The sequence below is a fragment of the Altibacter lentus genome (genome assembly GCF_000746845.1).
GTDB classification, from domain to species: domain Bacteria; phylum Bacteroidota; class Bacteroidia; order Flavobacteriales; family Flavobacteriaceae; genus Altibacter; species Altibacter lentus.
Map to the genome: position 1 here is coordinate 1,761,202 of NZ_KN050846.1, position 14,399 is coordinate 1,775,600.

Annotated in this window: 10 protein-coding genes; 5 read left to right on the forward strand and 5 right to left on the reverse strand. The window is 42.4% G+C overall.

All coding sequences use genetic code 11. The features are described 5' to 3' along the window. The first annotated feature begins 238 nt into the window (after positions 1 to 238). The gene (locus JS40_RS08135; RefSeq protein ID WP_034259751.1) at positions 239 to 3,013 is read left to right on the forward strand and encodes a TonB-dependent receptor; all 2,775 of its coding nucleotides are present in this window, start codon (positions 239 to 241) and stop codon (positions 3,011 to 3,013) included. 32 nt (positions 3,014 to 3,045) lie between these two features. Further along, on the forward strand, positions 3,046 to 4,989 hold the full coding sequence (locus JS40_RS08140; protein WP_034262270.1) for an autotransporter outer membrane beta-barrel domain-containing protein: 1,944 nt from the start codon (positions 3,046 to 3,048) through the stop codon (positions 4,987 to 4,989). Between the two features lie 82 nt (positions 4,990 to 5,071). Here JS40_RS08140 and JS40_RS08145 read toward each other — a convergent pair whose 3' ends face one another. From JS40_RS08145 to JS40_RS08160, 4 genes are all read right to left on the reverse strand, one after another. Further along, positions 5,072 to 5,431: a toxin-antitoxin system YwqK family antitoxin gene (locus tag JS40_RS08145; protein ID WP_034259754.1), complete on the reverse strand. Its 360-nt coding sequence runs from the start codon at positions 5,429 to 5,431 to the stop codon at positions 5,072 to 5,074. A 341-nt stretch (positions 5,432 to 5,772) separates the two neighbouring features. Continuing rightward, a complete protein-coding gene (locus JS40_RS08150; RefSeq protein WP_034259756.1) occupies positions 5,773 to 6,402 on the reverse strand; it encodes a carbonic anhydrase family protein in 630 nt (209 codons plus the stop codon). Positions 6,403 to 6,449: 47 nt separating this feature from the next. Beyond that, complete coding sequence (locus JS40_RS08155; RefSeq protein ID WP_034259758.1) at positions 6,450 to 8,291, reverse strand: SulP family inorganic anion transporter; 1,842 nt, start codon at positions 8,289 to 8,291, stop codon at positions 6,450 to 6,452. Positions 8,292 to 8,365: 74 nt separating this feature from the next. Beyond that, on the reverse strand, positions 8,366 to 8,668 hold the full coding sequence (locus JS40_RS08160) for a hypothetical protein (protein WP_152558157.1): 303 nt from the start codon (positions 8,666 to 8,668) through the stop codon (positions 8,366 to 8,368). 189 nt (positions 8,669 to 8,857) lie between these two features. Between JS40_RS08160 and JS40_RS08165 the strand changes: the two genes are divergently transcribed. From JS40_RS08165 to chrA, 3 genes are all read left to right on the forward strand, one after another. Beyond that, a complete protein-coding gene (locus JS40_RS08165; RefSeq protein WP_034259761.1) occupies positions 8,858 to 10,081 on the forward strand; it encodes a porin in 1,224 nt (407 codons plus the stop codon). Between the two features lie 79 nt (positions 10,082 to 10,160). Further along, positions 10,161 to 12,404: an inorganic phosphate transporter gene (locus JS40_RS08170; protein WP_034259763.1), complete on the forward strand. Its 2,244-nt coding sequence runs from the start codon at positions 10,161 to 10,163 to the stop codon at positions 12,402 to 12,404. Positions 12,405 to 12,528: 124 nt separating this feature from the next. Then, a complete protein-coding gene (gene chrA, locus JS40_RS08175; protein ID WP_394332691.1) occupies positions 12,529 to 13,662 on the forward strand; it encodes a chromate efflux transporter in 1,134 nt (377 codons plus the stop codon). Here the strand turns inward: chrA and JS40_RS08180 are convergent. Further along, positions 13,657 to 14,322, reverse strand: a complete 666-nt coding sequence (locus JS40_RS08180) for a CPBP family intramembrane glutamic endopeptidase (RefSeq protein WP_160172961.1) — start codon at positions 14,320 to 14,322, stop codon at positions 13,657 to 13,659. The two genes, chrA and JS40_RS08180, sit on opposite strands and share 6 nt — an antisense overlap. Positions 14,323 to 14,399: the final 77 nt, after the last annotated feature.

A 14,399-nucleotide genomic window follows, 5' to 3' on the forward strand; every position in this document is an offset into this window, starting at 1 on the left:
TTGAGTTACAAATTATACTGAAAGGAACAAATGTAAAATTTATTTCATTCTTAAAACTGAATTAACACAGGCATAATGCACCCCCTTTACTTTTGTTGCCGGATACACTGAAGCAGTCGTCCTTGTTAACACTTAGCTAACATTGATGTTACAATTAGCTAAAGGAAACATAACGTTTAGCTAACTGCCCGGCAGTACAATTGAGGTTCCTTTGCGGCATACAAATTAAGAATAATTAATGAAAAGAATAGTTTTACTTATCGCGTTGTTTTTTAGCGCTTTAGCCATGTCGCAAACCGGAACGATCGAAGGAACTTTAACCGATAAAGAAGCCCTTGGAGAACCGCTCCCCTTTGCCAATATTATAATTAAAGGTACCACCACAGGAACTACTTCCGATTTTGACGGAAACTATATTCTAGAGAATGTCCCGGCAGGAACCTATATCCTTGAATTCAGTTTTGTGGGGTACGAAACACTTGAAATTGCCGACGTTGCGGTTGAAGCTGGAAAGTTCACACGTGTGGATGCGGCTCTTGGTGTAAGTGCCGCGGCACTTGATGAGGTCTTTATCAGAGTACAGACCAGTAGAGAACGAGTTGAAGCACTTCTATTGGAACAGAAGAAAGCGGTGGAGATCAAAGAAAGTATTGGCGCCGAAGAAATGGGAAAATTAGGAGTGAGTAATGCTTCGGCTGCTACCACTAAAATTTCAGGAGTGAACAAAACCGACGGCTCCGGAGGTGACGTCTATGTGCGTGGTTTGGGAGACCGTTATTTATCGACCACCTTAAACGGGCTTCCTGTCCCATCAGACGATATAGAACGCAAGAACATCGATCTTGAATTATTCCCTACACGATTGATCGAAAGCGTTTCAGTAAGCAAAACAACGTCTCCCGGCATCTCTGCAGATCAATCTTCAGGAAACATTAATATAAGCTCCAAGCAACTTAATAAAAGTGAATTGCTTTCAGTAAATATAAGCGGGTCTGCAAATTCGAACGTGGTTTCTGAAGGGGTTTTCGACAACTTCAAAGTTTCACCAAACAACAGCGATATTACTTTAGGCTTTTATTCAAGCGATGTGAATGCCCGCGATGCGATCACACAGCAAAGTTGGAGTCCCGAAGTGATCTCGGCACCTGTCAACAGATCGTTCGGTCTTACCGCCGGGAAGAAATTTGGAGAAAATTTGCGCGTTCTTATCACAGCCGGTCAATCTGACGAATATGAATACCGTGACGGTTCCTTCCGCCAGTATCGCTCTAACTTCTTAGACGATATTATTCCCGATGCGATTACATGGTCACGCACTTTAACAACTTCAGGTTTGGGACATATTGAGCTAAAAGCCAACGAGAACCATGTGATCCGTTTCAATTCATTGTTCATTAACAAAGTACAGGATCAAGTCTTTGAAGGTGGCCGAAGTGGTAATGCCGTGATCTTTGAGGAGACAGACCCCACTGAAGGACTTGGACAATTTATTAGAGATCAAAATCTAAAGAAAACCTTACTCTCTGTAACACAATTAAGCGGAACGCACGACTTCTCTGAAATGAACACCCTAGACTGGGCTGCAGGGTATAACTTTCTTGGAGCCGATGAGCCAAAGCGTATCCGTAACGAGGTGAACTTCAACGATGAGATCGTTCAGTTGGGAAGAACCGGAGGTTTTCAACAACGAAAAAGTCTTCAGCGTATAGAGGATATTGAGTATAACGGTCGTTTGGCCGATGTCCATACCTTTTATGAAGGCGAGAACGACCTTTTTCAATTGGCCGGGGGGGTGAACTTCAGAAATAAGACAAGAGATTTTAAATCACAATTCTTTGGTGTGGAAGAAGCATTCACCAATGCGATCAATCCCGAATCCATCGATGCTATTTCAGACATTTTTACAGCGTCGCGTTTTGAGAACGGGATCCTTAAACTGAATACGCTACAAGCAGACCGATACGAAGGAGATTTGCAGTCTGTTGCCGGATTTATAGATGCAACAGGCACCGTAGGTAAATTTACTGTTTCTGCAGGTTTACGCTTCCAGAAGGACGACATCGATGTTCGATATGATGTGGGGAACATTCCGGGGCGTTTAGGAAGTGAGTCTAAGGATTACCGCCGCTTGTATCCTTCGGTGAACTTAAAATATGCCATAAACGAAAATCACAGCATTAGATTTGCAAATAGTTCTACGACAACCTTACCCGAATTTAAGGAGATCGCTCCTTTTGAATACGTCTCTCCTGTAGGTCAGGTAACCCGAGGAAACCCGGATATTGAAGCGTCTATTAATTACAATTATGACTTAAAATGGGAATATTTTCCTACTACAGACCAATTGTTCTCATTGACCGGATTTTACAAAAAGATCGAGGATCCTATTAGCAAGGTACAGGATAGAGGTTCGGCAGGCGTATTCTCATATTTCAACGCAGGAGAAAGAGCCGAGGTATATGGTATTGAATTGGAAACCCGGGTGAATATTTTAAATGTAGAAGATCAGCCCAGCTTAAAGCTTAATCTAAATGCGTCACGCATGTGGCACAAACAAGATCTGCTTGAGATCTTCGATGCTAATGGAAACTTCGTGAGAACCTTTCGATACAAGGGGCTGACAGAGACCGATCTTCAAGGAGCTTCGGACTGGATCGTGAATACCACCTTTAATTTTTCTACCAATACTGAAACCCCTTTTGAAGCAGCCATTACCGGTAATTATGCTTCAGATAAAGTGTATGCCTTAGGAGCACCCGAAATTCAAACAGCCAGTGAAACCAACTACAACGATGCGATTGTTGAAAAAGGTTTTGTTCGGCTTGATCTTATTCTAAGTAAAGAGTTAAATGAGAATTTAAAGATAGGACTTTCAGGAAAGAACCTTTTAAACCCGGAGATCGAGCGAACACAATTGATCCGCCCAAGTACCACCGGAATAGAAACTGAAGAAACTGTCCTTTCCTATACGAAAGGAATCCAGATAGGCTTTAACCTTAACTATTCATTCTAAAATTACTAATGTATAACACAAAAAGAAAACGTATGAAAACTATGAAAAACATAGCAGCCATGTTTGCTGTTCTAACCGCCGTGACTTTTGCAAGTTGCAGCAGCAATGATGATACAATTCCTGTGGACGATGATCCAGCTGGATCGACAGATCTTACAGGAAACTTAACCGAGGACCGCGTATTGGACCCGTCGGTAGAATATTCCGTGACCGGCCCCTTTTTAGTAAAATCGGGAGTGAAATTGACCATCCCTGCGGGAACCGTTATCGTTTCTGAAGTAGGCCAAGATCGCTACATTGCGGTTGAAAAAGGAGCAGAGATCGATATTCAGGGAACGTCCACCCTTCCGGTGATCATGCGTTCTGAAAATAATGCGCCCGGTGATTGGGGAGGTTTGTTACTATGCGGTAACGCCGTTACCACCGAAGGTGTGGATGCAACTGCAGAAGTAGGTGGATTGATCTACGGAGGGACGAACAATAACGACAGTTCGGGAAATATCGACTACCTTATTATTCAAGGCGCCGGTGCTCAGATCAATTCAGAATCACAGTACAACGGTTTAACCTTATATGCCGTGGGAAGTGGAACGACCATTGATAACGTAGCTTTGATCGATGGAGCAGATGACGGAGTTGAATTCTTTGGCGGAACGGTTTCTGTAAACAATCTTTATCTTGAGAACAACGAAGACGATGCTGTGGACTGGACTGAAGGCTGGAGTGGAACCGTAACCAACACCTACGTCCTGCACACTATTGAAGGATTCTCTACTGCTGTTGAAGCCGATGGTGTAAATGGCAATCCAAAGTTGGTGAACTTCACCGCTTTCTCCAGTACCGGAGGAACGGCCTTACAATTCAAGAAAGAGTCCGGGGCCACCATTACAGGCCTGTCGCTAACAGGATATGAGACTTCTATTGATATGAGAGATAATGGTCCGTTATCCAATGTGATTATTGACGGTGAGATTGGAGACCCCAATACTACCTATATCGCACCACCTACCGTAGATGTTTCTATGTTCGCCTGGGTAAATTCTAATCAATCCGGTTCTGAATTTGCAATCTTGGAAGGTAGTATAACAACCACGGTTACCTTGGATCCTGCGCAACGTTACCTATTGAACAATGCCTATATCGTACAAAACGGCGGAAAATTGATCATCCCTGCAGGAACTAAGATCACTGCACGTGATGGTGGGACAGAGGTATATATTGCCGTTCTAAAAGGAGGAGCCATCGAGATCAACGGGACTTCTTCTAATCCTGTGGTGATGTCGTCACAATCTGCACAACCCGGCGACTGGGGCGGATTGACCATTTGTGGTGATGCTCCTACCACCGAAGGTGTAAATGCCACGGCCGAAGTGGGAGGTTTCATTTACGGAGGTAATAATCCAAACGACGATTCCGGGAATATCGATTATCTGGTCATTCTGGGAACAGGAGCTCAGATCAACTCGGAGTCACAGTACAATGGCGTATCGCTGTATGCTGTTGGAGACCAAACAAGTATCAACAATTTGGCCGTGATCAATGGCGCAGATGATGGAATTGAATTCTTTGGCGGAACAGTAAATGCTACCAATTTGTATTTTGAGAACAACGAAGATGATTCCGTAGACTGGACCGAAGGATGGAATGGTACTGTGACCAATACCTATGTATTACATGCTATTGAAGGATTCTCTACAGCTATTGAAGCCGATGGGATAAACAATAATCCAACCTTTACAAACTTCACGGCTATCTCCAGTACTGGTGGAACTGCGTTACAGTTTAAAAAAGAGTCTGGAGCTACTATGACCAATGTATTACTTACAGGGTATACTACTAACGTGGATATGCGCGACAATGGACCTATCGGAAACGTAATTATTGACGGAGTGCCATTAAGTTCACCTGTGGATGATGTGTTTAGCGGTACCGCTGTGGACATCTCCGGATGGGCCTGGATCAATGCCAGATTGTAAGAAGGAATTATATTTTTATTTGAATTAGCCAAAAAAAAGAGCTCCCAACGGGAGCTCTTTTTTATTCTTTTATATTGTGTTGTTAATTCGCAACTACGCGCGTGTCTTTTACTTCCCAAGTTTTAACTTCAGCAATCTTTGCATCGTTGTACGTAACCTGTTTCATGGTAGCTCCTTGATAAAAATACCAAGTTCCTGCCTTTTCACCATTATTGTAATAGGCAACGGCTGTTTTATTTCCTTGGGCATCATAACTGATCCATTCCCCCTGCAATTTGTTCTCTAAGTTGTAAAATCCTGTTTGAGCGACTTTACCATTGTCATGATACAAGGTCGCTTCAATTAGATCTCCTTTCAAGACATAATCATTTTTTTGAGCTTCTTGCGCCATTACAACACCCATGGTGCATATCATTGTAAATACTAAGATCAACTTTTTCATGGTAACGATTTTTATAGATACTCAAATGTACAAAATTGGTAACAATAAAGAAAGGTTTAGTTAACGTTAAATTTACATTAAACTTATATTGGGCTGTAAATCAATTACTTGATATGTAAAACTTAACATTGGAAATGTATAATAGAGTGTTTTTCTTAATGTTATTTTAATATTCCCTTGACACTAAAACTACATTCGTGCTATTTCTTTGTAACACACTTTGATAAAATCGTTTAGTTTTTGTCAACTTGATTTTAGAAGTGTGGAGGCTACCTAAGGGTGGCCTCTGTCATAAAAAAAACCCGCAATTGCTTGCGGGTTTTTTATTTCAGTGGAAAATATTATAGATCGAAGGTAACTCCTCCGGTGCTTATATCGTACATTCCTCCAACGATCATTATTTCATTGTTCTTTTCCATTTCAGCGAGTATAGGACTCTCTTTTCTAATATTCGCTATGGTCAATTGAACGTTCTTAGTAGCGACTCGATCAACAAAATCTAAATTGCTGCTGTTTCGTTTACTTTCGTCCGAAGGTTCTTTAACAGCCTCCACAGCAGGTTCTATCTTTTCTATCAACTTGGTCAAGTTACCTAATCGTGCATGATCGCAAGCTCCTTTTACAGCTCCACAGCTGGTATGACCTAAGACTACAATCAATTTTGTGCCCGCCAACTTACAGGCAAATTCCATACTGCCTAAAATATCCTCGTTCACGAAATTCCCTGCGATCCGAATACTGAATATATCTCCCAGCCCTTGATCGAATACCAACTCTGCAGAAACTCTGGAGTCGATACAGCTTAAAATAGTGGCAAAAGGAAACTGTCCGTCCTCAGTGTCATTCACCTGCTGAAGTAGGTTTCTATTTGCTCTTAAATTATTCTGAAACCGTTCGTTCCCTTCTTTTAAAAACTGAAGGGATTTTTCCGGAGTCATAGTGGCTTGTGTTTCTCTTGTATGTGCTTTCATTTTTCTATATGTTTTTTACGTCAGAAATCTGACAGTTCATCTTTTATTTAATATTTATCCTTAACATTTGCATTGATCCACTTTAAACACTCTTTAAAGGTTGGAAATATTTGTTCCTCCGGCACAAGGTCCGGGATAATATCGATACGCTCCATCATATACCTTGGTTGCGCCAGTACATCTACAAACAGCACTTTTATCCCTCGTTGTGACAGGTCCACCAGGACATCCTCCAATGCATACAGTCCGGATTGATCGATATACTGCATCCTACCCATACGAATAATAACCGCCGAGGCTGTGAATGGTATTTGCGTAGCCAATTGTTGAAAGTCGCTTGTGGAGCCAAAGAAAAGCGGTCCTTTGATATGCTTGATAAATACCTCTTCCTTGAGTGCTTCAGGAAATTTGTGCTCATCATCCCATTTCTGCTCTTTCAGCAGGGGTTTCACATCAGAACGTTCAAATGTGAGATCTCCCATCTTCTTCATAAACATGAGTGAAGCAATCACAAGTCCAATTCCTACTGCATATACCAAGTTCCACACTGAAGAAAGCACCAATACAATGATCATAATGGCAACTTCGGCTCTTGGCATGTTAGGAATCGCTTTTAACCCTTTATAATCCATCACGCCAATCCCTACGGTGATCAAAATCCCCGCCAATACGGCTGCCGGGATCTGAGAGGCTACAGGACCCAACGATAGCAGAATCACTAATAACAGTACTCCTGCGATCATCCCCGATAAACGGGTTTTACCTCCGGACTTAATGTTCACGACAGTTCGAATGGTAGCTCCTGCACCGGGAATTCCGCCAAAAATGGCTCCAATACTGTTACCAATTCCTTGACCTACCAGTTCCTTATTCGGATTGTGTCTGGTCTTTGTCATATTATCTGCCACCACCGAAGTAAGCAAAGAATCGATCGCTCCCAGTAACGCTAATGTCAATGCTGTAAAGATATAAGGAGTTATAGACCCCAGACTAAAGCCCGTTATTATCTCAAGATTGGGAATAGGCAAACCGCTTGGGATCTGCTCGATAGGTCGGTAGTCCAGATTGAAACCAAAGGCAATTCCAGAAACAACCAAAAGCGCTACCAAAGTACTTGGAACAGCCGTTGTAATGCGTTTAAAGCCATAAATAATGAAGATGGTTCCTAATGCCAGCATTAGCTCCAGCCAGTTTATATTCTGAAAGGCTTTCGGCATCATTTTAATAGCTCCTATCACCCCGGATGCTTCAGATGCGGCAAGCGTTTGCGACTCTTTTAGAATGTCATCCTGACTGATCGTTTCGGCACGCTTGATGGTTTCTCTAAAATCTTCTAAGACCAAGATACCTTCGCCCGCTTCTTCTTTCAGAATATTATCTAAAATCATCTCTTCGGCCATAGGCTTGAATTGTTGAACATATTCTATGTCCTCCTTTGGGTAGTATCCCACAGCAGGAAGTATTTGAGTGAAAAGAATAATGATCCCGATGGCTGTCATGAACCCGGACACTACGGGATAAGGAATATATTTAATGTATTTCCCCAATCCAACAGCACCCAAACCAATTTGCATAAGCCCCGCGAGCAGGAAGACAGTAAGAATTGCAGGTAATGCCTTGTTAACATCGCCGTCATTTACAGCAATGATCCCCGCGATCACAACCATACTTACCGCTGTCATAGGAGCCGTAGGACCTGAAATTTGTGTATTAGTCCCTCCAAAAAGGGCTGCAAAAAAACTTACAAAAATAGCTCCGTAGAGTCCCGCACTAGGTCCTAATCCGGAGCTTACTCCAAAGGCAAGTGCCAAAGGCAAGGCAACGATCCCGGCGGTAATTCCACCAAATAGATCGCCTCGAAAATGTGAAAAGTCGAATAATTTCTTCATTGAGTTGTATTAAAATGAATGATCAGTCACTGCCAAATGCAGGACCGTGTACTAAATTAATGAAATTCAAGGTATTACGAGTGTACTTCGGGAGGGGGCAAATAAATTTCCGAAAAATAGGTAGAAGTATCTTCCTTATAGTAAATATATGATTTGGAGCGTTTTTGAGAAGCCGCTAACGACATATAGGAAGGAAGTCGCTGAACGATCTTATTCTCTTCCAATTGTTTTTTGCTTTTTTGTTGCGGCTCTTCTTCGGTGAGTTCAACCAGAACAATATTGTTCGTATCCATGTTTAACAATGTTAACACCGGCGGCGCAAGAATGGCTACTACCATCGCCATACTTATAAAGAATATGGGTATTTGTTTAAGCAATTTGGATTGGTTTTGGACAAATATAACCGCAAATGTGAGATAGTTGCGAGCGAGAACTGTTAAAAAACCTTTAAAATTCATATCCATCAAATGGGTTTGCAGTATTTCTTTTTTTATTTACGTAGCCTTAACGTTAACTTAACATAGAAGTAGGTTCTTTGCAGCGACAAAAACTATAAACGATTTTTAATGAGACTTCACTACCTAGCGATAGCTGCGGTATCTTTGGTACTGCACACAGCCCATTCTCAGGAAATTACTGAAACCTCTTTTGGCAAGGGAATGTTGAATGTAGTTGCAAAGGACAGTTCATGGAGCGTTAAATTCGCACCTCGCATCCAGTTTAGGGCCGGTTCCCAATGGGACCATGACGGTGACTCCTACGGTAGTCCCGAATATAATTTTCTTATTCGAAGAGCCCGATTAAAATTTGATGGTTTTGCATTCTCCCCTACATTAAAATATAAGATAGAGCTTGGGCTTTCCAACAGAGATATCTCCGGAGCAAGCCGTTTTACAAGCGATGCCCCACGCTATATTTTGGATGCCGTGGTGATGTGGAATTTCTACGAAAATTTCGAACTATGGGTGGGTCAAACTAAATTACCGGGAAATGTAGAGCGTGTTGTCTCCTCGGCAAATCTTCAGTTGATCGATCGGTCATTACTTAACAGTCGTTTTAATATCGATCGAGATATAGGGATCCAATTACGTCATCAAACAAAACTTTCAGAATCGATTGTACTTCGCGAAAAATTTGCATTATCTCAAGGGGAGGGACGAAATATCACAACCGGCAATCTTGGAGGCCTTCAATATACCGGTCGACTGGAGGTACTCCCTTTTGGAACCTTTAAAGGAAAAGGAGATTATATACAAAGCGATTTGAGCCGGGAACAATCTCCAAAATTAATGGTGGGCGTAACCTACGATTTTAATGACAATGCCGTAAAAACGAGAAGCAATCTCGGCGATTATATGCTTACCTCTACCGGCTTCTACGAAACCGATATCTCGACGATTTTCGTGGATGCGATGTTCAAGTACAAGGGTTTTTCTTTTATGGGTGAATTTGCGGCGCGAGAGGCAGATGCTCCTGTTGCTACAGAACTTAACGGGATGCCTGCAATGGATGAGGAAGGAAATTTAACCGAAGATGTCGTTCTTGTTGGAAACGCTTATAATTTTCAAGCAGGATATGTATTCGAGTCGAATTATGAGATTGCAGGGCGATTTACCACTGTGGATTATGCCGCTATTACTGAAACTTCAAACCCCGAACAATACACTGTGGGGGTTTCTAAATATATTGTAGGCCATAAATTGAAAGTACAGTCGGATGTAAGTTACACTACTTCTTCCGGAGAACCCGATTCTATTGAGTTCAGGATTGGTTTCGACCTTCATTTTTAAACCGAAAGAGATAACAATTTGGTAACAAGGAAACTTAATTTAATTGTGACATTTGCACCACTAATAACTATTAGATAACATGGAAAACATTTATTTATTAATGCTCGTTGCCCTTGCCGCTTTAGCGGTTGCCGACCTCGTAGTTGGCGTAAGTAATGACGCAGTAAACTTCTTGAACTCCGCTATTGGATCCAAAGCGATCTCATTCCGGACCATTATGATCGTTGCGAGTTTAGGTATCTTTATTGGAGCGGTCTTCTCCAGTGGAATGATGGAGGTGGCCCGTAAAGGAATCTTTGTTCCCGGAGAGTTCTATTTTGAAGAGATCATGATCATTTTTATGGCAGTAATGATTACAGATATCTTACTGTTGGATTTCTTCAACACCCTTGGAATGCCTACCTCTACAACCGTCTCTATTGTATTTGAGCTACTTGGTGCAGCCGTGGTGATGGCGCTTATAAAAATTAGTGCATCAGACACCGAAACGATTGCAAATCTTGGAACTTATATTAATACTGAAAAGGCCACCGAGATCATCTCGGGGATTCTTCTATCTGTCGTGATCGCCTTTACCATTGGAGCGCTGGTCCAATGGCTTTCCCGCTTAATATTTACCTTCCACTATGAGAAGAAGATCAAAAATTTTGGTGCTCTTTTTGGCGGGGTAGCACTTACAGCTATAGGCTATTTTATTTTTCTGAAAGGATTAAAAGGAACGCCATATTACGATGATTTCAAGTGGGTGCTCGAAGAGCAAACGCTCCTGCTTGTCGCCGGTAGTTTTGTTTTTTGGACCTTGTTCTCCTTCTTATTTATGAAGCTTTTCAAGAAAAGCATCCTTATTGTTGTTATTGCTGTGGGAACCTTCGGATTGGCCTTAGCCTTTTCCGGAAACGACCTTGTAAACTTTATTGGAGTGCCTATGGCCGCTTATCATTCCTACGAAGCCTGGATCGCTTCGGGAGAGGCCGCCTCTACCTTTTCCATGGAGATTTTGGAATCTAAGGTCCCCGCAGAGCCATTTCTACTTCTCATCGCCGGGGCGGTGATGGTACTTACGCTGTGGTTCTCGAAAAAGGCAAAGACCGTAACCGACACAGAGATCGGGCTGTCCAGACAAGGTGAAGGTCACGAAAAATTTAGTCCGAACGTCCTGTCACGTGCCGTAGTGAAGGGAAGTACCAAATTAGTTTCGGCTTTGGGAGGCATGATACCTCAGGCTACACAAGATAAGATTAGCGCGAGTTTTGAGAAACCCGTGGTACAACTTCCGAAGCATAAGACCTACGAATTGCCGGCTTTCGATATGATCCGCGCCTCGATAAATCTTGTCGTAGCGGGGGTGCTTATTTCCATCGCAACCTCAATGAAGTTGCCACTTTCTACTACTTACGTAACCTTTATGGTTGCCATGGGTACTTCATTGGCCGATCGTGCCTGGGGACGTGAAAGTGCTGTCTACCGTGTCGCCGGAGTGCTTAATGTGATCGGGGGCTGGTTCTTTACGGCTTTCAGTGCGTTTGTAGCAGCCGGAACTATGGCATACCTAATCTATTTAGGTAAAGGTACCGCGATCGCCATTCTATTGTTGTTGGCCATTGGACTATTGATTAGAAACTATATTTCTCATAAAAATAAATCCAATAAAGTAGTTCCACACGATGAATTGAAAAAAGCTGAAAGCAGTACCGTTCAAGGGATCATCGAAGAAAGCGCCGACAATGTTGCGAAAGCAGTTGCAAGGACCAATAAGATCTATTCTTCCATTATTACCGGTCTTGCAAAACAAGAAAGCTCTAAACTCAAGAAGAGTAAACAGCGTGTTTCCAAACTCAGTGATGAGGTGGATGACCTTCGTAATAATATCTTCTACTTCATCAAGAATCTTGACGAAGGTAGTGTACGCGGAAGTAATTTCTATATCCTTATTCTCGGGTACCTCACAGATGTCACACAGTCGTTGGAGTACATTGCAAAAGTGAGCTATAAACACGTTCATAACAATCACAAGGCACTTCGATTTAATCAGATCAAGGACCTTCAAGAGATCGACAACTCGTTCGAGTCGCTGCTGAAGGACATTGAAGAGATCTTTGAGAACCGGGAGTTTGAAAAACTGGGAGAAATCCTTGTTCGCAAGAAGAAAGCGTTCGATGACATTTCGGCAATGATCGAAAAGCAGATCACAAGAACTCGTACCGAAGAATCGAGTCCTAAAAATACGACCCTTTATTTTAGTCTGTTGCTCGAAACAAAAGATCTGGTTACTGCGCTAATGCACCTAATGGAGGAGTATTATAAGAGTTACAGCAAAGAGTAACTAGCATGATTCCTCTGAAAAAATCCCGTTATCTTGAGCATCTTTCAAGTAACGGGATTTTTTAATGGGCTTTTTGAAAGAATCAGAATTTTGTATCACACCAACTAACGGCAACCGCATGAATATATCGTCTTCAAAAAATCTTAAAGAAGTAGCCGTAGTCTTTTTTAAACTTGGCTGCTTCGCTTTTGGCGGACCGGCGGCACATATTGCCATGATGGAACAAGAGGTCGTTTCTAAAAGAAAGTGGATGACACGCGCACATTTTTTAGATCTTGTGGGTGCAACAAATCTTATTCCGGGGCCCAATTCTACCGAAATGACCATGCATTGTGGTCATGAAAGAGCCGGTAAAAAAGGACTTGTTGTGGCGGGTCTTTGTTTTATTCTGCCGGCTGTTGTAATAACCGGCGCGCTTGCCTATTTATATGTTCGTTACGGGACTCTTCCGGAGGTCGCCCCTTTTGTAAAAGGCATTCAACCCGCCGTGCTCGCCATAATAGCTTCTGCCATTATTAAGTTGGGCAAGAAGGCAGTGAAAAACTGGGAGTTGGGAATTCTGGGGTTTTTGGTGCTTACTGCAGCCCTTTTAGGCGTTAATGAAGTGGTTGCACTCCTTTTGGGCGGAATCACAGGACTCCTTTATTTTTTTCTGAAAGACACTTTAAGGAGATCCCCTCACGCTCAATTTGCCCCGTTCTTGATATGTTTCGTTTCTGCCGAAGTTTTTGCAAAACTGTCAACTCTTAAGATATTCTGGATCTTCCTGAAGGTTGGAAGCATCCTCTATGGCAGCGGGTATGTGCTCTTCGCCTATCTCGACGCCGAATTGGTCACGGCAGGTTATTTAACGCGTCCCGAACTCATTGAAGCCATTGGTATAGGACAATTCACTCCCGGTCCTGTGCTTTCTACCGCTACCTTCATTGGCTATCAACTTGGTGGGTTTTGGGGTGCCGTAGCAGCCACCACTGGTATATTCGTTCCTTCATTTCTTTTCGTCTGGATCCTAAATCCGTTGGTGCCAAGGATGAGACGTTCGTCTTTGCTGGGCTACTTTTTAGATAGTGTGAATGTAGCTGCCGTAGCGGTGATGTTGGCCGTCTTGTACATTATGGCTTCAGAGACATTGGTAGATTGGCGGACGATGCTCATTCTGGCAATAAGTTCTGTTCTTGTATTTCGCTTTCAAAAAGTGAGTGTGATCTGGGTGATCGTACTAGGGGCTTTGTTAGGCTATCTGCTTCAGTATTTATAAGATTTCTGAAAAGGATAATCCTTCAAAATAATAATAGTCCAGTAGTACAATGATCAAATTGTGGATAAAATGTATCAGCATTCCCAGCCATAATGTGCTGTATCTATGCCGTAGATACCCTAGTACAATTCCGAAGGGAAAGATCCAAACAAAAGACAGCAATGAAAAATGGATCAATGCAAATATAAAGGCTGTTGCCAAAATAGTGATCCTGGGTGTTGTAACGATCTGTAATTGATTGAACAGGAAACCCCGAAAAGCCAGCTCTTCAAAGATTGGGGGAATGATCACATAAAACACAAAGGCCCAAAAGAAGGGACTGTCATAAAACATATAATCATAGAACAAATTGGTATCTTCATCATAGAGCATTGTATTCAACCAATCTACGCTGTAATACACACTGAGCCCGGTGAGGAAGGGAAAAAGAACAGAGAACAGCACCCCTTTCCACTCAACTTTTACGACATTGTAGAGAGAGAAGACATTTCTGACATCAAAGAAGGTAAACAATACCGTAAGCAGTATAAAGACACTTTCTAGTGCTATTTCGGTAAAGAGGGAATCACTTTCGGCATAAACGGCATAGGCAATAACAGCATACAATAGATAGGCACCGTAAAAAGCGATGATGAGCTGTATGCTCCTTCTTTCCTTCACAGCTTGTCGGGTTACGACCCTATTGCCACAATGACCACAGAAGCGCGCTGTTTGAGGCAGTAAGTTCTTACAACGGG